The organism is Paenibacillus sp. GbtcB18, assembly GCF_019091125.1.
Taxonomy (GTDB): domain Bacteria; phylum Bacillota; class Bacilli; order Paenibacillales; family NBRC-103111; genus Paenibacillus_F; species Paenibacillus_F chitinolyticus.
The window spans coordinates 47,560-72,887 of record NZ_JAGXJX010000013.1; the positions used below are offsets into that span (position 1 = coordinate 47,560).

Genomic DNA, 25,328 nt, shown 5'->3' on the forward strand with positions numbered 1-25,328 from the left:
TATAGGCAGCTTTGCGGTTGGTTTATTTCATTGAGAGTATCTGCCACTTATATCCGATCTGCTCGATTTCATCAGCCGTTAGGATCTTTCCCTCTGGCGGCCGGCCGTTGAGTTTGAACACGAGCGCCTGCTGCCCCGGCTGCTGGACAAACTGCTGCCGGTTGACCGGGACGTCTACGCCAAGCAGCGCAGTCATGATTTGTGCCGTAGACTCGTGCCCAACGGCGCTATCCAAACGTGCGGCCTGGGTTACAAAACCTTTTGCCTGCTGGGCGGAGATTGTCTGGAGCGTGAAATCCCCGTCCGCGGTGATAATGGAGGTATTAAGCAGAGCGAGCGGAGTAGAAACTGCATAGGCCCGGTTAATCTCGTTCAGAACCGTGTCAATTGATTCTAGTAGATTGCTCGTTTGGTCATCATCCACGTAAAAAGATGTTAATTCTTGGCGAATGTCCTCCTGGTATCCGGACTGGGAGTTTGAGAAGAAAATAAGGCGTCCAATCTCACAATCGTAAAATGCCGCGCAGCCGTCGGAATCCCCGTCAGTCTCGAAATTATCCCATCCAAGGACTTTAACCGCATGGTCAAAGATTTCCCTCTTTGCACGGGGCCGTAGTTCGGAAAAGTCCGTCTCGCCTTCCTCTGTCATCATCCCTTTTACAAACATCAACACGCGAAGCAAATTTTCATATTCGTTCTTCTTCATATTCTTTTCGTCCTTTCGTGCCTCACCGGTATCTCCGGTTTATTGACTAATCGGGAAACGCCCGGTAAATAGCAATCAAAATAAATACATAGATATAAGCCATAAACGCCAAGGCGATTATATGGCCGCCGAGTTCGCCTTCTTCAAACTTCTTTCTCTTTCTCATGTTCAACCGCCCTTACAATCTTGCCGATTTACAGTAATTGTAAGTTAACATTGTTCCATGGGTCAAGGTTTGCGCCGACGGAAGGAGCAGGAATCCTGCTACAACCGTTTGCCTATTCGTCTTCCCATTCGTACAAATCATCCATACTGCATTGCAAAGCGTTCGCGGCCATCTTCATTTTGATGACCGACAGCCTTTTTTGTCCAGCAATTACTTTGCTTATGAATGACTCGGAAAGCATAATCCGTCGGGCTAGTTCTGCTTGTGTCATATCTGCTCTCCGGAGAAGTTCGGGCAAACGGCTCCTCCCAATACGGAGCGCCAAAAATGTTTACCTCCCCACTGCTTAGGTCTGACTCAAATTATAGGGGTGCAGCGGGGAAGGTGTAAAGTTGCCGGTCATTATGATTCCTACTTGAATGATACTGTCAGGTGAGACAAGTTCATTTCGTCGATTTGGTTCAGTAGATCATCTCTGCCTTTATCGGTTTTTACTAACTCGCGTTTAGAACCGTCTTTCTCAACAAGAACAGCTATAAGTTTGCTCTTGCTGCCATTTTCAAAGACATAGATTTTCATTTCTATGCTCGCTCCTTATTCATTGTTATTTCCTGCGCAACATTTTAGCAAGGGCAGCGACCGAAAGAGCCAGGGCCGCTAGGACAGCAATCCAGGTAATCACGTTCATACCGTTCCCTCCGTTCACTTCATTTTAACTTATATTTACTTTGCACGTGTGGAATGTTAAGATTGGGTGGAAAGGCCGGGGTGCATCCCGACCTTTCCTAAGGAACTTTGACGTTTAGCGGCGAGCTCTACGTTTTTTGGTTCCTTTTTTCTTTGGCTTCTCGCGGCGAAGGAGAACGATTGCTGTAATTGCCTGAATGACCGCCGTGATAAGCTGTACCCAATCTTTCATGCTTTTCCTCCTCCCGGGAAGCTCTTTTATTTCACTTCCTAATATAAATATACACGATCGGGAAGATAAAAGCAATACGTTATGAGATAAAAATATACTATATTGAATAAAAATATTCGAACGAATATAATAAACGTAAAAAGGATGGTACAACATGCTTACATTTGAGCCGTTTCGCATTTGGTACGATCGGCAACGTTCCGGCAACCAAAAAAAGAAAAAGACGGATATGTATGAGGAGTGCGGATTTGCCCCGCGTACAGTTGCGAAAATATTTAAAGATGAATTCCCGGTTCGCTCGGACGTTTTAGAAACAATTTGCCGGGTGTATGGGCTTCGTATTGAACAGGTCATCTCCTATAGGGTAGAGGCGAATGAACACGAGGCAGGAGAGGACTTATAAACAGCACTGCGAATCGCTGCAAAGAAAATTTCGAAGTCCAACTAAATGTTAAATGATGGCACAAAAAGTATTTCCAAAACCTGACTATTGTATTAAAATGATGGTGCGTAGGTCCTACGCGCTATCACAATTCAAAGGGGATACAAAATTGCGTTATTTACTCTGTTTCATTCCGCCGCTGGCCGTTCTTTCTTGTGGTAAGCCTGGTCAAGCCCTTATGAGCTTCATTCTTACGCTTTGTCTTTACGTTCCCGGTGTTATTCATGCTTTCATGGTGGTTAACGAGTACAAAGCCGATAAGCGGCAAGATAGACTGATCGAGGCCCTTAAAGCTTCGAAAAATTAATTCATATCTCCCGAAAGGGAGGTTTTTTTTATGTCTTGAAAACAAACAAGCGTTCGCATTATAATAAGAACAATCGTTCGTATCGGAGGCGATAGCATGTTTATCAACTTGCAACGTTACATCGGCCAAACGGTGGATATTATCTATGTGGACCGCAAAGAGCAAATCACGAAGCGTACTATCCAGGTAAACGAGATCGAGGGCGAGAGCATAAAAGCGTTCTGTTTGGGGAAAAATTCCCCGCGTACCTTCCGCCTTGATCATATCTTATCAGCGATGCCCACAACGAGAGAGGACGTGACAACATGGAGTTAACCAGGAGACAAACTGAAACGTTGGATGCGATTCAACATTTTATAGACCGACACGGATACGCGCCTTCGACGCGAGAGCTGGGGGCGGAGCTTGGCATTAGCTCGACAAGCACTATTCACAGTCTGCTTAAGCAGCTTAAACGAAAAGGACGGATCAACTGGGAGCCTGCGCAGCCGCGCACAATAAGGGTGATAAAGGATGCTGGCTGATTTGGATCGCAAAGTGCTGCGGATACTTTTTAATTTTTCAAGGAGTAACGGAAGAATGCCGGACCTGAAAGAACTGGAGCGGAAGACTGGAAAAGCTGCTCCTGAGCTGGCTGACGCGCTGGACCGCTTGCGGAAGGGCGTTTATATTATGGGCCGCCGGCTATCGGAAGTAGTTATTATTGAGTCGGAGGAAAGGAAGCCGGAGAAGAAAGCGGCTCTGGCTTCCGGCTCAACTACTGGTGGCGGTGGTATTTATGGACAAAATTAACGGGCGACTTAACGCCGAAGAAAGACACTTGATCAAAGAATACATACTCCTCCCGTACGTGCTCACAGTGCTGGAGATAAACAAAAAAATAATGACAAACACGCCCGGCTTCAAAGTGCCCGAGGCGTTTGTCTGGTTTTATGATCGAGTGATGGATACGGTGACGCATGATCTGACGGAGATAAAAAAGCAGCTGCGGGAAATAGGCATTAAAATTTACTTTGTGACGGAAGACGAAAACAGCCTGCGGTGTATGTACGCCTTTTCGGGCTACGAAGAACGGATGTCTATGGTTTGGCGGCTTGTAAAAGCGGAAGTAACCATAAGGCTAAAATATTATCTGGAGATCGGAATCAAAAAAACATGATTTTACACAAATTTTACACAAGGATTCGCCAAAACCTTGATACAACAGGCTTTTTCGGCATATTAATACGTCCTCCTGGGACGTCACAGGAAGCGCAGATCTTACAGGATCTGCGCTTCTTTTGTTATCTACGCTTTTTTCTTGGAAGATGCTATTGTTTCCTCTTTACCTCAGCCTGTGGCGTGCTTAATATACCTCGTAATCTAAGTTTAAGCGATGAGCTCCATATTTTTTAAAACGAATTATGAAAGGGTTATCATACATTTATTGATCGGATTTTTAGTGTTTTTCTGTATAAAATACCTCACTTTCTATGTTATTTGATGTAAATTTTATGTGTATTTTTTGACCGTTGTTCAAAACATTTAACCCTATTAAACCGATATAATTGATTAGGACATAGAAAATGGATGTTATCTCTTTTAAGTAAATACACATAGACGTTTAAACAGAAAGAGGGGGATTAAAGAGATGAAAAAACAAATGCTAACGAAAAGTTTTAAAGGATTGAACCGGAACTCGCTAAAGGTGAAGATTCCGCTTCTTTTATTAATTTTGGCTTTGGTTCCGCTGCTTGTCTCGGAGTATTTTCTCAGTAATCAATTCACATCGGTACTCCGGAAAAGCATAGAGGAGAATCAAGTGAAGATAACAACGTACACGGCCGATTACATATCTTCGACACTTGTTCAGAAAGTATCTACGGTTCAGAGTGTGATCCAAAATCATACTGAAATTGGCACTCAAACGGAGGCCCAAAAAATCGCGATTCTTAAAACGATGTCGGAAAACGATACCGAGGTGAAGATTGCTCTGTTTGCGGATCAAGACGGACAGGCGGTCGATCAGAACGGCAAGAAAAGCAGTCTTGCAAATGACGAGACGTTTAAAAGTGTTAAAGATACGAAGAAACGGGTTGTGTCCGATATTATTAAGGACTCCAGCTCCAATCAGTATTCTTTGAAAGTCAGCGCGCCTGTCATAGGGGCAAACGGAGAATTCGCAGGTATGCTGCAAACCGCGATAAATCCGAGCCGGATGATCAATCAGGTCAACAAGGTAAAGATTGGCGCGACCGGATATGCGTATCTTATGTCCAAAGATGGCATTTACTTGGTTCATCCCCAGACTGACCGTATCGGTAAGCCGTTATCGGATATAGCGACTCCGGAAAGATTGGAGCTCTTCAATAAAACGGTACTTGTTAAAGAGCAGGGACAAGTGGCTTATAAGGAAAAGGATAATACCAGTAAGGTCGCGGCTTACGAAGAAATCAAGGTTCCTGGCTGGCGCATAGTTGTAACAGGAAACTCGGACGAAATTTATTCCCAGGTTGATCAGGTAAACTTCGTCGCCAAGATAATCGTTCTCGTATCCGCTATTGTTGTAGTAGCTGCCGCTATCTGGCTGTCTACGTTTATTTTGAGGCCTCTTCTCGGTATTTCCGCTATGATGAAACGCATCGCCGGAGGAGACTTATCCAGAAGGTTAAAGGTACAATCGCAGGATGAGATGGGTGACGTACAGCAGAACATCAACGAGATGTTGAATTCCTTCTCTGCGCTTCTCCAGAAGTTAAGCATGGCGATTGAGCATATGGCGGCATCGTCGCAGCAGTTAAGCGCTATTGCAACCCAATCGGCGGATGTTTCCCAGAATGTGAATCAGACTGTCCTGGTTATGGTAAAAGGGGCGGAGACCCAATTTGAAACGGCTGAACAAACAACGGAGGCCATGAATGAAATGGCAGCGGGTGTGACCAAAATTGCGGATTCCGCCTCCACGGTGTCGGAAGTTGCACAGGGAGCCGTGCAAAGAGTAAACCAGGGCTCAAGAGACATGCAGGATGCGATTCACCAAATTCAACAGGCAAGCGAAGCAGTGGAAGCGACTTCCCTGACTATAAAGGCGCTGGAGGAAAGCTCAGCCCGTATTCATCAAGTAGTTGGGTTTATATCCGAAATCGCTAAACAGACGAATTTGCTTGCTTTAAACGCTTCTATCGAGGCGGCACGCGCGGGCGAGCACGGAAGAGGGTTCGCCGTGGTTGCGCAGGAAGTGAAAAATCTTGCGGAACAAACCTCCGGGGCGACAGTCCAAATCAACGATACGATCAAACAAGTACTGTCGGCCACCAAACAGGCTGCCGCGTCGATGTCGCACGGCAAAGCCGAAGTAGACCGGGGCGTAGAGCAGGTACGCAACACGGATCGGGTGTTTGAAGATATTCTCGAGACCGTATCGTCGATAAACGCACAAATCCAGGAAGTTTCCGCGGCGACACAGCAAATTTCAGCCGGTACGGAAGAGGTCGCGGCTTCCATGCAGGAAACGGTTCAAATTTCCAGAGATTCGCTTGGCAAAATGAACGACATGTCGCGTTCCACGGAAGAGCAGCACGCCGGTATGAAAGAGATCGTCATTTCCGCATCCGAGCTTACCCGGTTAGCTTCCGAGCTCCAGGAACTGTCCGGCAAGTTTACCGTAGAGAAGAATGCAGCCGCAGACAACGAAACTGACGACAAAGAGGCTGGCAACAAAAAGATTAAACAGCCGAAACAGAAACGGCAGAAGCCGGACAAGCCGATCAAACGGGCCAAGAAAGGCAAAGCGGATAAGAGCGATACAGATAAATAGAGTGCTACTGGCAGGATTAGGATTGAAGCGGTAATACCGGCAAGGGCGTACAGTGACCTAAATGTGCCCTTATGGAACTGCTGAGCTACAAAGCTACAGAGCACAAGTCGGTAGAAGGCAGCTAAGCGTATGAACTCTTCATGCGGAATGAAGAATCAATCGCAGTGAATGTGAGGCATCAAGGGAACAAATCCGAAACAAATGAGTCTTTAAGAATTGTTTTGGTTGGCCAACGGAAATAGATCCGAACGCAGCCTGAGTTCAATCAACGACTGACAGATCAAACAACAAAGAAGCTATCCCGGTAATCCGGAGATAGCTTCTTTGTTGTTTTCTTTTTAAAATACCAGGTCGTGATTACTTTTCTTCATCTTCCGTTTCGATGTCAAATTCAATGGTGTCGGCGTTTACTCTGACATCATGTACTTTAATCCCGTTACGCTCCAAGGAGGACGTGATCAGATTGCGGTCTTGCGACGGAAAGACATAGGAAGGCTTGTCTCTGTTGCTGAGAAGATCCTGCGCGACTTGAATGAGTCTTTCCATGGTAAAAGGCTTCCGCATGAATTTCTCGATATCTTTCTCGTGGTAATCGAGAGGCGGCTCCAAAGCGGTGGAGACAATGACAGGCGTCCGGTTATAAACGGGATGGTGGTAGAGTTCCGAAATGAAATCCCATCCCGTCAGGCTGCCTTCCAGATGAATGTCCACGATGAAGAGCAGCGGCGCTTCCGTCGTTTTACGCTTTAAGGAGAGAATGCCTTCCTCCGCGGAACGGAGCTGAACGGAAGGAAGCTGAAGCTTCGCAAGCGCGACCTGGATCAGTTTAGCGAGATTGTCGTCGTCCTCGAAAATAACGATTTTGTTATTGAGCGAGACCATTTCAAACGGAACCAGCTCGACTGTAAAGGTAGATCCTTTCCCCATCTGGGAACGGAAGCTGAGCTTACCCTGATGGCCTTCCACAATCTCTTTGACGATGGCAAGTCCAAGTCCGGTGCCGCCGATTTGCCTGCGGTCGGAGTTGTCTACCCGGTAGAATTTGGAGAAAAGGTGCTCTTTCGCCTCTTCCGGAATTCCGAGCCCGTAGTCGGTCACATCAATGAAAACGGAACCGCCGCTTTCGCGGATCTGGAGATCTACCCGTTCCGCACCCGGCGAATATTTGATCGCATTGCTGAGCAGGTTCTGAACGACCTGGCGGAGCCGGTCGCTATCCCCGCGGACCCAAACTTCTGCCGACGAAAGAACGGATACCCCAATGTCATGGTTTTGATTGTCCTGCCATTTCTCGACGATATCGTAAACCAGCTCTTTCATATCCACCGGGGCAAAATGATACACCTGTCGGCCGGATTCCATCCGCTGGAGATCGAGAAAATCGTTAATGAGATTGGCCAGACGCGTAGCTTCTTTAAAAATGGTATCCAGGTATTTTTGCTGCTTCTCGCGTGGAAGCTCGCGGTGGATGAGAATCTCGATGAAACCGAGTACGCTGGCCAGCGGCGTACGAAGCTCGTGAGACACGATACTGACGAACTCGTTTTTCATGGCATCGATGCGCTCTTCCTCCGTCCGGTCGCGGAATACGAACAGATAACCGGATTCATCGCTATCGTTCTCGCCGACCGAGGTGGCGTAAATCTCCGTGAACTGCGGCTCTTCTCCGTTCATAAAGGTGAAGCGCTCGTTAAGCTGGCTGATATCGCCGTCAAACAGCGCTTTAATAGACTGCGAAACGCCGGTGAATCCGCTTGACGACGCGGCGATTTCCTGGCAGGAATCCACGAAGTCGTGTCCGATCTGCTCATCCAGATGGAAGAACTTATGCATCTGATTGTTCGCGATCAGGATTTTGCCGTTGCGGTCGCACATCATCATGCCTTCATGCGCCGCTTCCAGAATCCCTTCGATCAGATCGCGCTGGGACTCGATATACTGCTTCTCCAGGACGAGCTGATCGTTAAGCTCTTCGAGGTGCGCGGCCTGCTTGAGACGCTCGTCGTTCATAATCTGGGCGTAAAACGCCAGATCGAACTGACGGATCAGCCCCAGCGTCAGCCGCTCCTTCTCTTCATGCCGGTCGAAGCCGTGGAAGTTGGTCAGGAGCAGGAAGCCGATCACCTGCTGCCGGTCATCCTGCAAAGGGAAGTAATGATCGACGGCAACGGAAATGCCGTCATGAAACCCCCGCTCCGCCTCGGTCGCTTCCCGCTTCTGAACGAAAGCGCAGCCTTCGTCGAACACCCGTTGAGACGCGCCGTAAAGCTCGCTCTGGGCCCTGGAGGCGAAGCTGCGCGGATAGCCGCTGGAGAAGAGAACCTCATAGTGTTCGGCCTCCTTGCTCTTCAGAACGACAAGAGCCGCGTCATAGCTGACGGAATCGAGAAGGGCGGGGATCGAATGCTGCAGGAATTGCTTCAGCTCCGTAAAGCCCGTCAGCTTCTCCTGGTAATTCGAGATCAGCTCCAGCTCCCGTTCGCGGTCGGACAGCTTAGCCAGCGTAATCTGCTGCTCTTCCTGCTGGGCGATAATTTCCTCGTTCTGGGCTTCGAGACTTTCGGCCATGAACCGGTAAGTTTCCTCGCTCTTACGGAGCTGAGATTCGGCACGGCTGGCGCGCAGTTGGATCAGACCCGACCAGATTCCGATCAGGATACCGAGAATGCCGCCGCTCAAAATGATCATCCGCGACATGGACCCGGCTCTCTTAATGGAGTCATGGGAAGAGTCGCTGATTTTGTTCAGTACTTCCAGGATGCTCAGGTGCAGAGTTCTGTACTGGTCCATATACTGTTTGCCGATATTGATACGCCCTTGGGCTTCCTGTACTTTACCTGTCTGCACGAGTTCGATTTGGGAGGTGTAGAATGTAAGCATTTTCTGGATATGCGGATTCACTTGGGTCTGTATGAGTATGCGGAGATCGTCATGACCCGATTCAAGCGTGCGAATGACTTCCAGGTCTCTCTGAAATGCCGCTTTGCCGTTCTCGTAAGGTTCCAGATATTTCGGATCGCTGGAGATCAGGTAGCCGCGTATGCCCGTTTCCTGGTTGAGCAGGTCTTGAAGGAGATTGTTGGCTGCCGATATGACGGGAATAGCGTTTTCAATAACCGCATCGCTCTGCCGCTCCATATTCAATGAAGAGATGTAACTGGACGTTCCGACGAGAGCAAGGAGCAAAACGATGGCAATCACGTACGAAAGAGATAAGCGCGAGCGATTGAATTTCATGCGTTCACCTGGTTTCTGAAAATAATTCTGGAAAAATCCAGCAACTGTCCACATTCGACATGAAAAGACGAAATCCTGCATAAAACGAGCGTAGTTTTCGTCATTGTTCTCCAGAGCGAAATGGGGTAAAATGGAAGTGGGACAAGCCGTAATGCCGACCCACTTTCAGGGAATTAAGGAAGAATTGATTTTGTTTTGTTGATGCACTGTGTTAAAATACGGGTAGCTAACGTATAGATGGATTATGTGTGCGCGTGCAGCCGTGGCACTTTTGTATTTTTATGCATAAGCTATACCGTTCTCCATGCCAAAAAGACCGCGGATGCGGGGGCATCTGCGGTCTTTTTCAATAGCTCGCCCTTCAAGGGTGATCAGCTGCATATGGTGTGACGAAGATAGACCTCCAAGGCCGGTTGCCCAAGGGAGGTCTATTTCTTCTTCTGTGAAAGAATGAGAACCACTAAGCTCGCAAATGAGATCATCAGCGTCAAAGCGTCTTTAACTTCCACAGGGCATCACCTCCTACTCGAGAAGGTTAGCCGACCACCCTTGAAAATGCCTAGTCTATTGTAACTTTAGTATACCACCAATGTGGGAAAAGTTATAGCATTTTTTACCATTTCACCCATTCATCCATTCCATCCGCAAAGCAAGCAGATCACGCAGCTCGTCCGTAGACAGCTCCGTAATCCAATTCTCCCCGCTGCCCACAATTTGCTCGCTCAAACCGAGCTTTCTCTCGATCATTTCATCGATTTTTTCTTCCAGCGTACCGAGCGTAACGAATTTGTGCACCTGCACGTCCCGCGTCTGTCCGATCCGGAAAGCGCGGTCCGTCGCCTGGTTCTCCACGGCGGGATTCCACCAGCGGTCAAAATGAAAGACGTGATTGGCGGCCGTCAGATTCAGACCGGTACCGCCTGCTTTAAGCGACAGGAGAAAGACGGAGAACTGCTCCTCCAGAGGGAGCTCCGCGTTCTGAAAACGGGCGATCATCGCATCTCTTGTCTGCCGAGGGGTGCCCCCGTGCAGGAAGGAGACGGATTCGCCGAGCTCGCTTTGCAAAATTTCCTGGAGAAGATGGCCGGTCTCCACGAATTGGGTGAAGATCAGGCACTTGTCGCCCTGCTGGCGCAGCTCCTGCACCATGTCTAGCAGACGCTCCACTTTGCCGGAGCGGTTGCGCCAATCGGTGCGAGGTCCCTCGCGCATAATGAGCGCGGGATGGTTGCAGATCTGCTTGAGCTTCGTCAAAGCGGCAAGAATATGCCCTCTGCGCTCCATCGGAGACATCGCGTCGACTTTCTCGAAGAGATCGCGGATGTAATGCTCGTAGAGCGTGCCCTGCTCGGCCGTAAGCGTCACGAATGTTTTGGACTCGTTCTTCTCCGGAAGATCGAGCTGAATGGCGGGGTCTTTCTTGATGCGGCGCATCAGGAAAGGCCGCACGAGACGCTGTACGCCGGAGATCAGGCCGCTGTCGCGGGATTTCTCGATCGGCGTGACGAACCGCCGCGTAAACTGCGTAAGCGTGCCGAGATAGCCGGGATTGAGGAAATCGAAGATGGACCACAGCTCCGTCAGCCTGTTTTCCATCGGTGTACCCGTCAAGGCGATCCGGTGGAGGCCCGAGAAACTGCGGATAGCGGCCGCTTGCTTCGTGTACGGATTTTTGACATTCTGGGCTTCATCCAGACAGATGGAGCTCCAGGACACCTCACGCAGTTCCTCCTCATCGAGGTGGGAAAGCGTATATGAGGTGATGACCAGGTCCGCGCCTTCTACGGATTCCGCGAAGAAGCTTCCTTTGGCACGCTGCGGCCCGTAATGAACGTGAACGCGGAGGTTCGGCGCGAAACGGCGCAGCTCCATCTGCCAGTTCCCGATAACGGAGGTCGGGCAGATGAGCAGGGAAGGCGCTTCCGCGGCTTCGGTTTCCTTCACCTGAAGAAGATAGGTGATGTATTGGATGGTCTTGCCGAGACCCATATCGTCGGCAAGACAAGCCCCCAGGCCGAAGCGGCGGAGGAAGAGCAGCCACGTGCTGCCCTCCAGCTGATAGGGACGCAGCGTCCCCAGGAAAGAATCCGGGGGATCGATGCGGGGCAGCTCGGCCGTGCGCGTGAGCTGCTGGAACAGCCGACGGAGCTGGCCGGTCAGCTCGATCTCGACCGCAGGCGGCCGGTTGTCGGGATCGGCGGCTTCGTCCGCCGGTCCCTCCGGCTCTCCGCCCGTGCCGCCGCCCAGCAGCTGGAGCTCCAGCACCTCGCGCAGCGTAAGTCCCTGCTGCCGGTCCGCTCTGGCCAGCAGCTCCTCCGCTTGGCGCAGGAACTGCGGGTCGAGCTGGACCCAGCGGCCGCGGATGCGGATGAGCTTGCGCTTCTCTTCGAGCAGTTGGAGGAATTCTTCCTCGCTCAGCTCGAAATCGTCGATGGCGACGCGCCAGTCAAACTGCATGAGCTGGGTAAGCCCGAACATCGACTCGCCGCCTCCGCCGCCAAGCGAATTTTTGAGCTTGGCCTGAAGTTTAGGGCGCAGCTTGCGCGCCCGTTCCCACCAGGCGGGCAGCATGACGGCGAAGCCCGCCTCCACGAGCCGCACGCTGCCTTCCGCGAGGAAGCGCCACGCTTCCTCGTCGCTCAGGCGCGTGCGGAGCTGCGGCGGCTCTCCTTCGTCCGCCGCGTTCAGCCACGGCAGAAGGCGCAGCCATCTGCCGACATCCCGCGGGACGCGTCCGAGGTCCGCGGTCCAGGACTCCGGCAGGGCCAGCTCGCCTTCCAGCGGCTCGCCCGCCGGAGTTACGGCGCGCAGGACCGTGTCATCGGATCGGTCCTGCAGCAGGATTTGCAGTCTCCAGTCCGGGTCCCCCTCGGGTTCCATGAGCTGGAGGCTGGAGCGGAACGGCGTCGGATCGTGCTTCCAGCCGATCGACACGAGCCAGTCCTCTTCGTCCAGCCAGGTATCGGCCGGACGTGTACCCAGGCGCAGCAGCGGATGCGCCTCTTCGAGGCGGCGGAGCGCCGCTTTGCGGGAGCCGTCGGCTTCGATCCAGGCGGGGATGAGCCGGTCGAGCCACAGCTCCGCCTGCGAGGTGACGGACGCGGCGGCTTCCCCTTCGAGCTGGAGCTTCCAGCTCAGGTTGCCCGCTTTCCACTGCTCGTAATCGGGAACGAAGCGTCCTCCGGCAAGCGCTTCCTTAACCTCGGGAGCGAGTCTCCGGAGGTTCGTGGTGTCCGTATCCCATCGGATGGAAAGATGCTTCACCGTATGCGGATCGGCGAAAAAATCCAGCGCCATAAGTGCAGGCAGGGACAAGCCTTCACGGTGTCCCCATTCGGTCGTTTCAATAAAGGTTCCGTAAAAGGAAGGGGCATGCCAGGCGAAAAGCAGGCCCTTCAGATCTTGTGCGTCCCAGATGCCGCCGTTCTCCCGAGTTCCCCACACGAAGAAGGCGCCGGACGGCATCCAGACGGCATGAACCGTCAGCGGACTCGTTTCTATCATGGCAGCCAGCTTCCTTTCTCCAGTTCTTCCTGAAACGCGCGGAGGCGGACGAAGTGATCCGACAACCGGTTAATGTAAGTCTCCCATTCACGCTTCCGCCCGAGGGTCGTGTAATAGCCGTGAAGCTTTTTCAGAAGGCGGACAGCGGTTTTATAAGACGTCCGGTTCTTCTCCAGCACAGAACGTTCCACGGCCTGATGGTACAGGGGGAGAAGAAGGGACGGATCGGATTCCTCTACCGATCTCAGCTCCAGGGCATACAGGTTCTGGGGGCCGATCCGGTTGGCGATTTGCAAATCCACCCACTGTCGGTAGCGCTTCGTTTGAAGCAAATAGCCGGTGTAGACATAGTACGAACGCGGAAGAAGCGTCTCCATAATGCGAACCCATTCGTCGTCCGCATCGGAATGCTTGGCGGCGTCCGTCCAATACTGGCAGAGCAGGCGGAAATCGTCCTGTGCCGCCGACTGCATAGTCGGAGCGAGCCAGCGGAGCCAGCTCAGCAGGATGTCCCATTCGGCGCGTTCATGGCAGCGTCTCATATAGAGGATAAAATCTCTTGCTCTGCGCTGATGCAGAGCCTCCAGTCTAAGAAACGCCGCGTCCGCGTTGTTCTCCATGAGGTCGAAATGAGCCCGCGCCACAAGCAGAACGTCCTGCTTGCGGTTCCGGCGGCTCTCCTCCCGTTCCTGGAGCTGGTTATCCAGCCGTTCTTTCTCGCGCTTGATCCATTCCGCTTTCTTCGGCAGAGCCCACCATACCGCCCGGTAGGCATACAGCCAGTCGTTCGGTCCCTCTTTGCCCTGGAGGGCCAGAGAGGCCAAGCGGTTCAGCGCTTCCGTCCAGCGCTTGGGGTGCTCTTTGACCGAGACCGGAAGTGCCGGCGAAGCCAGAAGCCGGTCCAGACGGGACAGGCAGTCGGCCGCGGCCGTTTTGGCGTTGGATTCATGGTAGCCGGATAGGTAGGAATTTTTCGTATCTCCAAAAAACTGTTCCATGCGGTGCATCACAAAAAAGTTCACGTGCAGGTCGTACAGAAGGCGGATGCCATCCGGCCAGCCGGAGGCAAAAGCTTGAAACCGCTCGAAAGCGGAAGTGACAAACAAATCGAACGAATACTGATGAGAAATCGAAAAACCGTGATACTGCGCTTCAAAAAAGCGGTGCCAATCTTCGGGAGAGCCTCCCGGCACCGGTTCGGAAGTGCGGCGCTTGGACTCTCGGTCGGCGTTCTTGGCCGGTTTCCGCTTCGTCGTCATCGCGCGCTTCAATTCCTGAACAAGCAGTTCAGGCCTGCCGTGAGGAACGTACAAGGCAAAGATAACCGCTGCCATGTGTCTGCACGGTTTATCGAACGAGCAGGTGCAGTCACCCGCACTGAAGTTTTCCAGATCGATCGTGGTATGGTAACGGTCGTTGCCCCGTACCGATGCATGCACGACCGTTCCTCCCACAAGTTCCACGCCGCTCACGCGGCCTTTGTGGTGAAACAACCAACCCCGTTCCATATCCTCGGGGTCCATGTGGGTCTGCATCTGCTTGATCAAGTAGTTCATTCTGTTCTTGGGTATTTGCAGTTCGAGCATTCCGTCTGAACCTCCGGGGTATCCTGATCTCTCCATAGTACCAGATTTTTTCCTGTTTTGCCCATTGGTTTAGGATTGGCTAATGGAGGTTTTTTTAGACGTGCCGTCCAGATAGGTGAAAGGGGCCTCGGCCTCATAAAAAAACCGCATCTGCCGGGAGGCGGCAGTCCTCGCTCGGGAGCACGTCTGCGCACGGTCCGGCATGTAATAAAAAGAATAAACCGGCAGAGAAAAAAAGGTTGAGGCTGCCGGAGCCTTCCTTCCATTTTACCACTATACGTCTGCTGATTCAGGAATTCGGTTAAAATAATAAAAAACGAACGCAGGTTTGGAAATTCAAACACCCCGGTGTTATACTGGGAACACAAGAGCAAGGCTCCGGAGCAGGAGCTTTTTCCACTTAAGGGAGGCACTCGAAACGTATGGGGATCAAGTTCGGAAGAGAGTACGAAGACATCATCCGCGATTTGATGAATGGGCTTGGGCATGTGGACGGGTTTTACGGATTTTTTGAAATGAGCGAGTCGGATTGGCATGAGCTTCCCGAGGAAGACCGTCAAGAATGCCTTCGTACGCTGGCCGACGATGTGTTCTACGGACTCGGTTCCGAGCCGCTGCTCCAGATTGCGGACGCGAAGGTACGCTATTTGAAGGATAGACACCTGATTCAGATCGACCATGACGATCAGGTTGTCACGATTGTGCGGCTGACATCCGCGTAAGCACGGATACGAAAGAGGTTCCGGCCTTTGAAGGCCGGTCCGCCCAGGAAAAGAAACAAGAGGTGCAATCTAACATGCTAGCCAAAGCGCAAGAGCTTCTGCAGCAGTATTACGGATACCCGGAATTCCGGGAAGGGCAGAAACGCATCATTTCCGCCCTGCTGGAGGGAAGGGATACACTCGGCATTATGCCGACCGGCGGCGGGAAATCAATCTGCTATCAGATCCCGGCGCTGATGATGGAGGGTGTAACGCTAGTCGTCTCGCCTCTCATCTCGCTGATGAAGGACCAGGTCGATGCGCTGCATACGGTCGGCATTCCGGCGACCTTCCTGAACAGCACGCTGGAAGCGGGAGAAGCCGGACGCCGGATTAGGGAGGCGATGCAGGGCAAGTACAAGCTGCTGTATATCGCCCCCGAGCGGCTTGAATCCGACTGGTTCCGCCAGTGGATGCATTCCATGAATATCTCGTTCGTTGCGATAGATGAGGCGCACTGCGTCTCTCAGTGGGGGCATGACTTCCGCCCCAGCTATGTCAATATAGCTCCGTTCGTGCAGGACCTTCCGAGCCGTCCGCTCGTTGCGGCTTTTACCGCCACGGCGACTACGGAGGTTACGCAGGATATCGCCCGGCTGCTGGAACTCGACGATCCGGAGGTCGTGGTAACGGGCTTCGGCCGGAGCAATTTGGAGCTGTCGGTGCTGCGAGGCGTCAACAAACGCGACTTTGTTTTCGACTACGCCAAGGCGCACACACACCAGCCCGGCATCGTCTATGCGGCCACGCGTAAAGACGTGGACGAGCTGTACGAGCAGCTGCGCCGCAAAGGCCTGGCCGCCGGGCACTATCATGCCGGACTTTCGGACGAGGAGCGGGCCCGTAACCAGGAGGCTTTTCTCTACGACGACGTACGGGTGATGGTCGCCACGAACGCATTCGGGATGGGGATCGACAAGTCCAATGTCCGGTACGTGATCCATTACAATATGCCGAAAAACATGGAGGCGTATTACCAGGAAGCGGGCCGTGCGGGCCGTGACGGGGATCCCAGCGAATGCATGCTGCTGTTCAGCGCTCAGGACATCCTGACGCAGAAATTCCTTATCGAGCAGAATCAGCTTTCCCAGGACCGCAAGAGCAACGAGTACAAGAAGCTGCAGACGATGATCGACTACTGCCACACACCGCGCTGCCTACAAAATTATATTTTGCAATACTTCGGGGATGAAGGCGAGCTTGTGCCCTGCGGGAACTGCAGCTCGTGCAAGGATGACCGCGAAACCGTAGATATTACGGTGGAAGCGCAGAAAATCTTCTCCTGTGTGCGCCGTATGCAGGAACGGTTCGGGATCTCGATGGTTGCCGGCGTCCTGAAAGGATCACGGAACAAGAAGGTGCTTCAGTACAAGTTCGACAATCTGCCGACTTACGGCATTATGAAGGACCGGACCGAGAAAGAAATCGCCGATCTGATTAACGTGCTTATCGCGGAAGGGTACATGGGTTTGTCGGAGGGGCAATATCCTGTCGTCCGGCTCCAAGCGCCTGCCGTAGAGGTATTGCAGGGGCGTGTGCAGGTGTTCCAGAAGGTAACCCCGAGCCAGCCGCTGGAGTCGGCCGTGGACAACATGCTGTTCGAGCAGCTTCGTCTGCTGCGCCGGGACATGGCCGCGAAGGAAAAAGTGCCGCCGTACATTATTTTCAACGACAGTACGCTTCGTGAGATGAGCGAGCGCTGCCCGACGACCGAGGCTCAGATGCTGAAGATCAAAGGCGTCGGCGAGGTGAAGTTCCGCAATTACGGTCTTCCTTTCCTGGAGCTGTTGCAGGAATACGTGCGGGAGCAGGAGGCTTACGCGGGGGAGTTTTGATTTGAGGCAAGGGACTTATTGATATAAACATTTTATAAGGCATTCTTTGAGGATTTGTGGGAAGCGGCTCGGACCGACTCCACTATTCCTTAAAGGGTGCCTTTTTTTGCTTATAAAAATGGTTGTCGCTTCTTGCGCTCGGTTCTCATAAGTTCATACCTGAATTGATTCATGCCGGTTGTATTCATTTACTCAAATTTGAGGATTCTTAGCAGAATCATTAGCAGGTATATATAACCTTTTGTATAATATAAATGGTAAATATGTCGAATGAAAATAGCCTCTAAACCTAGAGGCTATTTTCAAGAAAACGTATCCAATTTTAATCTAATTAAAATAGATGGTTAGCACCATGCTAATTTATAGACATTATTTTTCTCCAGTTGTTGCTTTAAAACTTCTTCGACACTTAAGCGCACAGTAGAATTTGCATTCTTTAACTTTTCCGACCTGATTTCTTTCTTCAATTCCGGCGACCATAAAATAAGAGTTTGATCCATGATAAAACCTCCTTTAATTGTTGGAAAATATAAGTAATTATAACATTTTTGTAGAGGTGAAGTACATTGACTAAGCGAAATCTTATCATTTTTTTATGTTTTTTAATATTTGTAAGCTTACAGGGGCGCTTTCTTAATCTGATTTATACGAATCCTTACTTAGGGATCTATTTGAAGGAGAATTCCGAGAAAAAATGGAGTGTCGATTCGTTCGATCCTCTAGGTGTCGGTAAATATTATGATTTAAAAAAAGGAGATGTTATACAACAAATCAACGGTAAGGATTCGATGGATCATACGGAGTTCAGACTATGGCGAAATGTAGAGAAGGCAGATGCGCTGACTGTTGCCAGGGGTTCTGAAGTAATGGAAATTCATTTTGACCAAAAAGTAAATATTCAGATACATGATTTGATTGCGCTATTTTTTGAAATGGTTTGCTTTTCTTTGGCCGGCTTCATTTATCGTAAAGGAAACAGCAACAATCAAGAGATGTCTGCAAAATACCTTGCCCTTGTTTTTTTCGCTATTGGGGCAACCTTTATGGCTTTGGGAGCCTCCAACAGGGGAGATATTTCGGCGAAGATCTTAATATCAACGTTCATTGTTCTGATCCCTTGTTTTTTCTTGCATTTTTTAGTCTTTTTCTTCAAACAAAAGAAGATAAATATTCCTTCCGAGGGTGCTTTGCGGTTCTGGTATAGCATCATTATTTTCTGTACGCTTATCCGGATGTTATATTTTATCGATCCTCTTGCTTATGATATTTATATATGGTTTAACCTGATAGTTATTCCATGTTTTTTGTGCTGTTTGTTTAATAATTTCTGGCTTTTACACCAAGTCAATAAAAAAGTTAAAAGGAACAGGGAACTAAACTCTTTGCTGAAGACGATTTGGTATTCGTTATTCATTAGTTTTGCGCCGTTTGCTCTGCTTTCTTTTCTTCCTGCTTTGATTATTCAAAGGGAACTCGTACATTCTTTTTACACAAGCTGGTTTGTATTTATTTTTCCGGTTTCCTTTGCTTATTTGATCTTATCTAAGAAACTTTACGATTTGGATTTATACATGCGCCGGATTTTGTTTTCAGCAACTATTTCAATTGTGCCTAGTGTTATTACGGTATCTTGTATTACCTTTATTTTTCATATGCATATTTCATGGATAGAAATCACTTATATATTTACTGTCATCCTGTTTATTTTCTCCAGCTTCGCTTACTCCATGGAATATTTCACTACCAAACTTGAAAAATTCATGTTTCCCCGTAAGTATTTTTTACAGCAGTCCCTTAAGAAAATTTCCAAAGCTCTTGGAACGATCACCAATTTTAACGCACTTAAGGAAATCATCCTCAACGATATTGTCACTACCCTCGAAATCCACGGCGGAGCCATCGTATTTGTAGAAAAAGACGGCATCCAAGTTATCACGGCGGGTGACATTGATGAAGAAGATGTTAAAACCTCTATGGAAAATGGAGTCTACAAAGGGGACAAGTATACGGCTTTTGAAATCAACCGGCACGAAGAGTATCGAAGTTTCCTGGTTGTATCCGGCAAAAAGTCCAACACGCATCTCGGCCAGGAAGACCGGCACTGGATCAATTTAATCGTGACTTATCTGTCCGCAAGTCTGGAGAATGTATATCTCATCCGCAAGCTGACGCTGAAAATGTATGAGCTGATGGCGAATATCCCGAACGAAGAGGCAACGCCGGAATTTGTGTGGCTCCGCAAAACGATGTACGACATTCAAGAGAAGGAACGAATCCGCATTGCGATGGACTTGCACGATACGACGATGCAGGATCTTTTTCTGCTCAAAAGAAGGCTGTATCCGATTCTTCAGCGTTTCCCCAAGATGACGGACGAGTACGGGCAACTGACGGGCATTCTTACGCATATCGATTTGATTAATGAAAACTTACGGCAGAGCTGTTTCGAACTGAATCCTTATGTTCTGCAAAAGACGGGACTGGTCGGCAGTATCCGCAAACTGGTCGATGTGGAGAGTTCCTATAGCGAATTTCAGGTTCATTTTATCGCCGACTGTACGGCGCAGATCGAGCTGCTTGAAGTCGAAAGGAAGAAGCACCTGTTCCGGGTCATTCAAGAGCTGCTCAATAATGCGAAGAAGCACTCACAGGCCGAGCATGTCACGATCCGTCTGGTGGAGGAGAACAGCAGCATCAATCTGTTTTATGAGGATGACGGGATCGGGTTCGATCGCCAGTTAAAAGAGATGAACCGCAAGAACCGGATTATTTCGGGAGCGGGCATCGGGCTCGATCAGATGCAGGGAAGGGTGCTGCTGATGAACGGGGAGTTTTATATGGATACCGAACGTGGAAAAGGTGTGCATATCGAGATTCGAATCCCATTCCTGGAGGGTATTTCTGCTTAGAGGGGAAAGGAGGGAACACAATGGCTGCTGCAAACAAGCTTTCTTACGATCAGGTCGCTGTGAAGCTGGCGGGTTTGAACGGCTGGAATTTGCGGGACGAACGCACTATCGAGAAAACATACGAATGCCGTGATTTCAAAACGGCCATTGATTTTGTCCGCCGCGTGGCCGATGTGGCAGAGTCTCTACAGCATCATCCCTTTATCAAAGTGGACGACAGACGGGTAACGATGCAGCTCAGCACGCATGATGCGGGCGGTCTCACAGACCTTGATTTTACTTCGGCGGTACAATACGATGGTGTGCTTCCTGTAGCCTAGCCTCCGGCTGTGACCGGATGATAGATAGTGGACCGCTGTCTTGCGGTCTCTTTTTGTGAGAAGGTACGGCCGTTTGTTAAAATAGAAGAAAACCATTCGCATGCAAAAAGGTTAATCAAGTTAACGACGAAGCGGGAGGAGCAGGCCGGTATGGAACGTAAAAATAACTGGCTGTCGGCCGGGTTCGGCAAGAAGCTGAACCGTCTGCACGCCTGGAATGCCTGGGTCACGCTTGCACTCGCCCTGACCGGCATCGTGCTCAGCATCGGCTGGATCCGGGGCGACCTGGGGGCTTTGCGTGTGGCGCTGAAGCAGGGTCACATCTGGCTCGGCGTCTTCTCTATCCTCTTGCTGGCGCTGTACGTGCCGCTCCTGCCCAAGCATCTGGGGCAGCTGCGCAAGCGGAGGAAAGCCGGGCAGCAGGGCAATCTCGCCGGCGTGCTTGCATTTACGGCCGGCTGGATCGTCAGCGGCGTCATCCTGTGGCAGTTCCGCAGCCTGCCGCCGGTGTGGAGCAATACGGCCCTGTTCGTCCACGATGCTTTTACGTGGGTGGGCGTGCCGTATTTGCTCTACCACTCCGTCACCCGCAGCCGCTGGGTGAAGCAGAGCAGCGCGGAGCGGCCCGCCTCCGCCTCCGCGCCGAGTCCGCCTGCAGGGGCAGCCGAAGCCGCACGTCCGCAGGCGGATGCGCCGCAGCCTATCCTGCGCGCGGATACGGGCGCCGTCTTCCGCGACGAGACGCGGGATGCCGGCGGAGCGGGGGCACAGCCGAGCGCCTGGAGCGATTCGCTGGGAAGGCGCATGACAAGGGGCGCCTTCCTGAAGCTGGGCGCGGCGGCGGCGCTCGCGGTCGTCATCGGCCCCTCGTTCGTCAGGTGGGCCCGCGGCAATCTCTTCGGCGGGGGAGGGCTGGAAGAGGCGGTGCGCGCGGATGCGAACCGCATGCTTCCGGCTCCCGTGCCGATGGCGGAGTCGTCGCCTCCCGTCGGCGGCGGGGCGAAGGGAGATTTCCGGATCTATACGGTCACGGAAATCCCCGCGTTCTCTTCCGACAACTGGGCGCTCAGCGTGTCGGGGATGGTCGACAAGCCGCTCCGGTTCACCTGGGAGGAGCTGCAGCAGGTGGAACGCCTCGTCCAGGTCAGCGACTTTCACTGTGTGACGGGCTGGTCGGTGAACAGCGTGACCTGGGAGGGCATCCGGCTGTCCGAGCTGCTCCGCCAGGCAGGGGTACGGCCCGGAGCCGGCTTCGTGAAGTTCATCTCCGGTGACGGAGTCTATACGGACTGCCTCAGTCTGGAGCAGGCGCGCATGGATGAAGTGCTCGTCGCGCTGCTCATGGACGGCCGACCTATCCCGCAACAGCTCGGAGGGCCTGTCCGCCTTATCGTCCCGAGTATGTACGCCTACAAATCGGTCAAGTGGCTTCAGAGCATCGAGCTGATCCGCGACGAGCATATCGGGTACTGGGAAGTGCGGGGGTACGACAAAGACGCCTGGGTTCCCGCTTCCCGGCTGAAAAAGGGCGTTTAATGAGGCTTTGGACTTTGCGAGCCGGCGCCGTTCCGAACAAGGGGAAGGGGGAGAGGCTCAGCCCCTCCCTTGTCTTGCCGGACCTCCGATTGCAGATCGTTTCCGTATGTACGGTGTCTACGTCCGGTAGGAGGCAAAACGCTTTAATTGTAAGCGTTATCACAACAGGACGGCGCAGGCCCGTGCCGAAAGAAAGGCCGTAGAGGATGGCCGAAGGCGCAGCCGGAAAGCTTTACGCAGGCTCCGCTCCGTGAACCATGCAGTGCATCATGGCCATACCTGTGGGGGTCATCCGCTCGTACGTATCCGTGACGGCAAAGCCCGCCCGGATGTAAGCTTTTATGGCACGCTCGTTGCGCACGAGCACTTCCAAGTCAATTTCGTTGCCGGGATTCCGTCTGCGCGCTTCGGCAACCAGGCATTCCACGTAGGAAGGCCCGAGCCCCCGTCCGCACAGATCCGGCCGGATTCCGAGTCCGAGGCGGGTCACGCCCGTCAGAGGGAAAAACTGCACAAACCCGCACAACTCGTCCCGCTCGTCGACAATGGCCGCATACTGTTTTTCACGGATATCGGGATCGGCGAATTCTTCCGCTCTAGATGAGAGTTCGTCCCAGGAGGGCCAGTTGTACACGCTATAGGGGGCGGGATAGGACCAGGTGCAGATGGCTTTGCCATCGGCTTCGGTAAAAGGGCGCACGCGCCATGAGGTTGCAAAAGTCATGTTTTGTCCGCCTTTGGTTAATATAGGATTGGGTCTATTATAGAACAGAATTCTGTATTAGAACAGGCATGAAGTTAACCTTATACAGACTAAGAACAGCCGGATGGAACGAATACTATGGTGAAGCCGGAAGATTCCGGTATAATCCGCGGGAAAAGTAAAAACGGCCCCTTATCCCCGATAATTTTCATGAAGGAATAGGCCGTTATTGTGTGTACAATATTCGGATGTAGTACGGCTTGCGCAGGAGGGACAGCTATCGGCAAGCTAATCTGCCGCTTCCTCTCCTTTATCGAGGTTGTCGATCATATGAGCGAAAATACGCGACATATTGGTCATGTCCTCGTCGGTTAAGCCCTGCATCATGCGCTTGATAATGCCGAGCCGATACTCACTCATCACTTTTACCATCTCGCGGCCTTTCTCAGTAACAGCCAGGAACACGACACGGCGATCTTCTTCCGTCCGTATCCGTTCCGCATAGCCCCCGGCAATCAGTTTGTCCGACATTCCTGTGATAGCTCCCGCCGTAATAAACAACGCTTCCGCCAGGCTCGATACTTTCTGGGGTCCTTCTTTGACCAGCGTTTCCAGAATAAGAAACTGCGATTTGGAAAAAGAGCGGTCGACGTACTTCGTCCATTCATTGGACAATTTCCTCAAGAGCTGTCTGAAGGACTTTTCCATCTCAAGATAACCCTGATCGGGCATGATCCATCTCCTTTACCGGGCATAAGATTCTAAAGAAAATATTTAGATCTAAATCATATACCGCTATAGATATTTTTCTTATAGGGTTCCATATGGTAAACTTATACTTACCCCCGTTTATTATCTCTATTATAAAATACCTTGTCTATAAGGGCAAAAAGAAATCCCACATTTTTTGTCGATAAAAATCAAGTGACAGGAATGGGAAATTAAGGAATACTAAGGATTAGAAGAGGAGGTTGTGTATGAGCCGTGTTGAAGTACGCGAGGCGGAGCTGAACGACCGTGATGCTCTCCGTGGGTTAATGAACACTTATATTTACGATTTTTATCACTATCCGCGTCCGGAAGAGGAAAAGCTGGAGAACCTGCTGGATGTCTTGATGGAAAAGAAAGCAGGCACGCAATTCGTCGCCGTGTACGACGGGGAGTTAGTCGGTTTCGCCACCTTATATTTTACATATAGCACGCTCCGCACGGGCAAAGTCGTCATTATGAACGACCTGTTCGTAACGGAGAAATGCCGGATTCAAGGCGTCGGTACCAAATTGTTCCGTGCATGCAACCAGTATGCCGCTTATAATGGCTATGTGGCCATGCTTTGGGAAACGTCCAAGGCCAATGAGAATGCCCAAAAGTTTTATGAGAAAATGGGCGGAGAACGCGAAGAATGGTACCCTTACTCCATCAAGCCTCTCATCGGTGTAGGAGACTAGGCGGCCGGACGGTTCTATAGCCGGGACGCTTGCGCTTCCATCGGAGAAGGGCCGGTTCTTCCTGCTCCGCCATGCGGTTTAAAACTCATTATGCAGCCTGTAAGGGCGGGGAGGACTTTGACTCGGATGCGGAATATTGTCAGTTTGGAATGGCTTTACGAACACCTGCAGGACCCCGATCTTCTGATCGCGGACTGCCGGTTTGCGCTGGGTGAGCCGTGGAGCGGCCGCCAGGACTACAGCATCGACCATATCCCCGGTGCTTTCTACGTGGATCTGGAGGAAGACATGTCCGGGGAGAAGCGGGAGCACGGCGGCCGCCATCCTTTGCCGGACCTGGGCGCTTTCTCCATGCGCGCGAGCGCGATCGGGGTCGACGCCTCCAAGACGGTCGTCGCTTATGACGACCAGGGCGGAGCGATGGCAGCGAGGCTGTGGTGGATGCTGCGCTTTCTCGGTCACGAGCGCGTCTACGTGCTTGACCGCGGCTATTCGCAGTGGAAGGCGGCTGGTTACCCGGTAACGGCCGAGGCTCCGCAAGCAAGCCCGGCGACCTTCTCGCCGAAAGTTCAGCGACACATGCTGGCGAGCATGGACGAGGTGAAGGCGAAGCTGGGCGAGAAGGGCACCGTCCTGATCGATTCGCGCGAGGGAGCCCGCTACCGCGGCGAGCAGGAAGCGATCGATCCGGTGGCGGGACACATCCCGGGCGCGCGGAACCGCTTCTGGAAGGACGCGCTCGACGCGGAAGGCTCCTGGCGCAGCGCCGAGGAGCAGAAGGAGAGGTTCCGCGGGCTGGAGAACGCGGAAGAGCTGATCGTGTACTGCGGCTCCGGCGTCAGCGCCTGCCCGAACGTGCTCGCGCTGGAGGAAGCCGGCATCCCGGGCGTGAAGCTGTATGCGGGAAGCTGGAGCGACTGGATCTCGTACGCAGACAATCCGGTGGCGACGGGGGAAGAGTAAGAGCCGAGAGGCCGCGTCGGACGCGGTTTTAGGGGCTGTGACAGGTTGCTGAGAGGCAGGCTGTTGCAGCCCTTTTTTGGGCTTTTCAGTCAACGGTTTGCAAACAAGAGTTCGGAGGAAGCTCGGAGAAAAGCAATTGCAGGAACTCGCGGAATCAACCGCAGTTCCGGTCGTATTTATAAGTACGACT

Annotated in this window: 24 protein-coding genes; 14 read left to right on the plus strand and 10 right to left on the minus strand. The window is 51.7% G+C overall.

From position 1 onward, the window contains the following. Positions 1 to 22 precede the first annotated feature (22 nt). The 3 genes from KVT34_RS26735 to KVT34_RS26745 form a co-directional block, all read right to left on the minus strand. A complete protein-coding gene (locus KVT34_RS26735) occupies positions 23 to 706 on the minus strand; it encodes an STIV orfB116 family protein (protein ID WP_217562824.1) in 684 nt (227 codons plus the stop codon). A gap of 278 nt (positions 707 to 984) precedes the next feature. Further along, positions 985 to 1,197, minus strand: coding sequence for a helix-turn-helix transcriptional regulator (locus KVT34_RS32780; RefSeq protein ID WP_369016296.1), 213 nt, complete (start codon positions 1,195 to 1,197; stop codon positions 985 to 987). A gap of 86 nt (positions 1,198 to 1,283) precedes the next feature. Further along, positions 1,284 to 1,451, minus strand: coding sequence for a hypothetical protein (locus KVT34_RS26745; protein ID WP_217562828.1), 168 nt, complete (start codon positions 1,449 to 1,451; stop codon positions 1,284 to 1,286). Between the two features lie 494 nt (positions 1,452 to 1,945). Here KVT34_RS26745 and KVT34_RS26750 point away from each other — a divergent pair, with 494 nt between their 5' ends. The 7 genes from KVT34_RS26750 to KVT34_RS26780 all read left to right on the plus strand — a co-directional run bounded on the left by KVT34_RS26750 (position 1,946) and on the right by KVT34_RS26780 (position 6,336). Continuing rightward, complete coding sequence (locus KVT34_RS26750; RefSeq protein ID WP_217562830.1) at positions 1,946 to 2,194, plus strand: helix-turn-helix domain-containing protein; 249 nt, start codon at positions 1,946 to 1,948, stop codon at positions 2,192 to 2,194. Between the two features lie 100 nt (positions 2,195 to 2,294). After that, on the plus strand, positions 2,295 to 2,540 hold the full coding sequence (locus KVT34_RS26755) for a YqaE/Pmp3 family membrane protein (RefSeq protein ID WP_217562880.1): 246 nt from the start codon (positions 2,295 to 2,297) through the stop codon (positions 2,538 to 2,540). Between the two features lie 96 nt (positions 2,541 to 2,636). Further along, positions 2,637 to 2,855: a hypothetical protein gene (locus tag KVT34_RS26760; RefSeq protein ID WP_217562832.1), complete on the plus strand. Its 219-nt coding sequence runs from the start codon at positions 2,637 to 2,639 to the stop codon at positions 2,853 to 2,855. After that, positions 2,846 to 3,064 carry a LexA family protein gene (locus tag KVT34_RS26765; protein ID WP_217562834.1) on the plus strand — a complete coding sequence of 73 codons (219 nt, stop codon included), beginning with the start codon at positions 2,846 to 2,848 and terminating at the stop codon, positions 3,062 to 3,064. The genes KVT34_RS26760 and KVT34_RS26765 overlap by 10 nt, the downstream gene beginning before the upstream one ends. Continuing rightward, on the plus strand, positions 3,054 to 3,332 hold the full coding sequence (locus tag KVT34_RS26770) for a hypothetical protein (protein WP_217562836.1): 279 nt from the start codon (positions 3,054 to 3,056) through the stop codon (positions 3,330 to 3,332). The genes KVT34_RS26765 and KVT34_RS26770 overlap by 11 nt, the downstream gene beginning before the upstream one ends. Continuing rightward, positions 3,319 to 3,699, plus strand: coding sequence for a YhjD family protein (locus KVT34_RS26775; protein WP_217562837.1), 381 nt, complete (start codon positions 3,319 to 3,321; stop codon positions 3,697 to 3,699). Before KVT34_RS26770 ends, KVT34_RS26775 begins: the two co-directional genes overlap by 14 nt. A 471-nt stretch (positions 3,700 to 4,170) precedes the next feature. Further along, the gene (locus KVT34_RS26780) at positions 4,171 to 6,336 is read left to right on the plus strand and encodes a methyl-accepting chemotaxis protein (protein ID WP_217562838.1); all 2,166 of its coding nucleotides are present in this window, start codon (positions 4,171 to 4,173) and stop codon (positions 6,334 to 6,336) included. Between the two features lie 357 nt (positions 6,337 to 6,693). Here the strand turns inward: KVT34_RS26780 and KVT34_RS26785 are convergent, their stop codons facing one another. The 4 genes from KVT34_RS26785 to KVT34_RS26795 all read right to left on the minus strand — a co-directional run bounded on the left by KVT34_RS26785 (position 6,694) and on the right by KVT34_RS26795 (position 14,663). After that, entirely contained in the window at positions 6,694 to 9,573 is a 2,880-nt protein-coding gene (locus KVT34_RS26785) for an ATP-binding protein (protein ID WP_217562839.1), read from the minus strand. A 428-nt stretch (positions 9,574 to 10,001) separates the two neighbouring features. Next, the gene (locus KVT34_RS32785) at positions 10,002 to 10,082 is read right to left on the minus strand and encodes a putative holin-like toxin (protein ID WP_219819079.1); all 81 of its coding nucleotides are present in this window, start codon (positions 10,080 to 10,082) and stop codon (positions 10,002 to 10,004) included. Between the two features lie 112 nt (positions 10,083 to 10,194). Then, positions 10,195 to 13,077 carry a DEAD/DEAH box helicase gene (locus KVT34_RS26790; RefSeq protein ID WP_217562840.1) on the minus strand — a complete coding sequence of 961 codons (2,883 nt, stop codon included), beginning with the start codon at positions 13,075 to 13,077 and terminating at the stop codon, positions 10,195 to 10,197. Further along, entirely contained in the window at positions 13,074 to 14,663 is a 1,590-nt protein-coding gene (locus KVT34_RS26795) for an SWIM zinc finger family protein (RefSeq protein WP_217562841.1), read from the minus strand. Before KVT34_RS26795 ends, KVT34_RS26790 begins: the two co-directional genes overlap by 4 nt. Positions 14,664 to 15,085: 422 nt before the next feature. Between KVT34_RS26795 and KVT34_RS26800 the strand changes: the two genes are divergently transcribed. Together KVT34_RS26800 and recQ are read left to right on the plus strand one after the other, a co-directional pair. Then, the gene (locus KVT34_RS26800) at positions 15,086 to 15,385 is read left to right on the plus strand and encodes a hypothetical protein (protein WP_217562842.1); all 300 of its coding nucleotides are present in this window, start codon (positions 15,086 to 15,088) and stop codon (positions 15,383 to 15,385) included. A 74-nt stretch (positions 15,386 to 15,459) separates the two neighbouring features. Then, positions 15,460 to 17,259, plus strand: coding sequence for a DNA helicase RecQ (gene recQ / locus KVT34_RS26805; RefSeq protein ID WP_217562843.1), 1,800 nt, complete (start codon positions 15,460 to 15,462; stop codon positions 17,257 to 17,259). 344 nt (positions 17,260 to 17,603) lie between these two features. On the opposite strand, the gene KVT34_RS26810 is transcribed toward recQ, so the two are convergent. Continuing rightward, positions 17,604 to 17,759, minus strand: a complete 156-nt coding sequence (locus KVT34_RS26810; RefSeq protein WP_217562844.1) for a hypothetical protein — start codon at positions 17,757 to 17,759, stop codon at positions 17,604 to 17,606. 1,260 nt (positions 17,760 to 19,019) lie between these two features. Here KVT34_RS26810 and KVT34_RS26815 point away from each other — a divergent pair. The 3 genes from KVT34_RS26815 (at position 19,020) to KVT34_RS26825 (ending at position 22,024) form a co-directional block, all read left to right on the plus strand. Beyond that, positions 19,020 to 20,168, plus strand: coding sequence for a sensor histidine kinase (locus KVT34_RS26815; protein ID WP_217562845.1), 1,149 nt, complete (start codon positions 19,020 to 19,022; stop codon positions 20,166 to 20,168). A 20-nt stretch (positions 20,169 to 20,188) separates the two neighbouring features. Further along, positions 20,189 to 20,488, plus strand: a complete 300-nt coding sequence (locus KVT34_RS26820) for a 4a-hydroxytetrahydrobiopterin dehydratase (RefSeq protein ID WP_217562846.1) — start codon at positions 20,189 to 20,191, stop codon at positions 20,486 to 20,488. A gap of 150 nt (positions 20,489 to 20,638) precedes the next feature. After that, positions 20,639 to 22,024, plus strand: coding sequence for a molybdopterin-dependent oxidoreductase (locus KVT34_RS26825; RefSeq protein WP_217562847.1), 1,386 nt, complete (start codon positions 20,639 to 20,641; stop codon positions 22,022 to 22,024). Positions 22,025 to 22,256: 232 nt separating this feature from the next. On the opposite strand, the gene KVT34_RS26830 is transcribed toward KVT34_RS26825, so the two are convergent. Next, positions 22,257 to 22,748: a GNAT family N-acetyltransferase gene (locus tag KVT34_RS26830; protein WP_217562848.1), complete on the minus strand. Its 492-nt coding sequence runs from the start codon at positions 22,746 to 22,748 to the stop codon at positions 22,257 to 22,259. A 267-nt stretch (positions 22,749 to 23,015) separates the two neighbouring features. Beyond that, complete coding sequence (locus tag KVT34_RS26835; protein WP_042235156.1) at positions 23,016 to 23,459, minus strand: MarR family winged helix-turn-helix transcriptional regulator; 444 nt, start codon at positions 23,457 to 23,459, stop codon at positions 23,016 to 23,018. 245 nt (positions 23,460 to 23,704) lie between these two features. Between KVT34_RS26835 and KVT34_RS26840 the strand changes: the two genes are divergently transcribed. Together KVT34_RS26840 and KVT34_RS26845 are read left to right on the plus strand one after the other, a co-directional pair. Further along, positions 23,705 to 24,175 carry a GNAT family N-acetyltransferase gene (locus KVT34_RS26840; protein ID WP_217562849.1) on the plus strand — a complete coding sequence of 157 codons (471 nt, stop codon included), beginning with the start codon at positions 23,705 to 23,707 and terminating at the stop codon, positions 24,173 to 24,175. A 126-nt stretch (positions 24,176 to 24,301) separates the two neighbouring features. Continuing rightward, a complete protein-coding gene (locus KVT34_RS26845; protein WP_217562881.1) occupies positions 24,302 to 25,138 on the plus strand; it encodes a sulfurtransferase in 837 nt (278 codons plus the stop codon). The last annotated feature ends 190 nt before the right edge of the window (positions 25,139 to 25,328 follow it).

Bases quoted from the DNA above. Each gene is read 5' to 3' on its own strand.
- KVT34_RS26770 (WP_217562836.1), top strand. From the start codon at position 3,054: ATGCTGGCTGATTTGGATCGCAAAGTGCTGCGGATACTTTTTAATTTT.
- KVT34_RS26825 (WP_217562847.1), top strand. From the start codon at position 20,639: ATGGAACGTAAAAATAACTGGCTGTCGGCCGGGTTCGGCAAGAAGCTG.
- KVT34_RS26785 (WP_217562839.1), bottom strand. From the start codon at position 9,573: ATGAAATTCAATCGCTCGCGCTTATCTCTTTCGTACGTGATTGCCATC.
- KVT34_RS26820 (WP_217562846.1), top strand. From the start codon at position 20,189: ATGGCTGCTGCAAACAAGCTTTCTTACGATCAGGTCGCTGTGAAGCTG.
- KVT34_RS26800 (WP_217562842.1), top strand. From the start codon at position 15,086: ATGGGGATCAAGTTCGGAAGAGAGTACGAAGACATCATCCGCGATTTG.
- KVT34_RS26845 (WP_217562881.1), top strand. From the start codon at position 24,302: ATGCGGAATATTGTCAGTTTGGAATGGCTTTACGAACACCTGCAGGAC.
- KVT34_RS26780 (WP_217562838.1), top strand. From the start codon at position 4,171: ATGAAAAAACAAATGCTAACGAAAAGTTTTAAAGGATTGAACCGGAAC.
- recQ (WP_217562843.1), top strand. From the start codon at position 15,460: ATGCTAGCCAAAGCGCAAGAGCTTCTGCAGCAGTATTACGGATACCCG.
- KVT34_RS26835 (WP_042235156.1), bottom strand. From the start codon at position 23,459: ATGCCCGATCAGGGTTATCTTGAGATGGAAAAGTCCTTCAGACAGCTC.
- KVT34_RS26750 (WP_217562830.1), top strand. From the start codon at position 1,946: ATGCTTACATTTGAGCCGTTTCGCATTTGGTACGATCGGCAACGTTCC.
- KVT34_RS26840 (WP_217562849.1), top strand. From the start codon at position 23,705: ATGAGCCGTGTTGAAGTACGCGAGGCGGAGCTGAACGACCGTGATGCT.
- KVT34_RS26765 (WP_217562834.1), top strand. From the start codon at position 2,846: ATGGAGTTAACCAGGAGACAAACTGAAACGTTGGATGCGATTCAACAT.
- KVT34_RS26755 (WP_217562880.1), top strand. From the start codon at position 2,295: ATGGTGCGTAGGTCCTACGCGCTATCACAATTCAAAGGGGATACAAAA.
- KVT34_RS26760 (WP_217562832.1), top strand. From the start codon at position 2,637: ATGTTTATCAACTTGCAACGTTACATCGGCCAAACGGTGGATATTATC.
- KVT34_RS26745 (WP_217562828.1), bottom strand. From the start codon at position 1,451: ATGAAAATCTATGTCTTTGAAAATGGCAGCAAGAGCAAACTTATAGCT.
- KVT34_RS26815 (WP_217562845.1), top strand. From the start codon at position 19,020: ATGTTTCCCCGTAAGTATTTTTTACAGCAGTCCCTTAAGAAAATTTCC.
- KVT34_RS26795 (WP_217562841.1), bottom strand. From the start codon at position 14,663: ATGCTCGAACTGCAAATACCCAAGAACAGAATGAACTACTTGATCAAG.
- KVT34_RS26830 (WP_217562848.1), bottom strand. From the start codon at position 22,748: ATGACTTTTGCAACCTCATGGCGCGTGCGCCCTTTTACCGAAGCCGAT.
- KVT34_RS26775 (WP_217562837.1), top strand. From the start codon at position 3,319: ATGGACAAAATTAACGGGCGACTTAACGCCGAAGAAAGACACTTGATC.
- KVT34_RS26790 (WP_217562840.1), bottom strand. From the start codon at position 13,077: ATGATAGAAACGAGTCCGCTGACGGTTCATGCCGTCTGGATGCCGTCC.
- KVT34_RS26810 (WP_217562844.1), bottom strand. From the start codon at position 17,759: ATGGATCAAACTCTTATTTTATGGTCGCCGGAATTGAAGAAAGAAATC.
- KVT34_RS26735 (WP_217562824.1), bottom strand. From the start codon at position 706: ATGAAGAAGAACGAATATGAAAATTTGCTTCGCGTGTTGATGTTTGTA.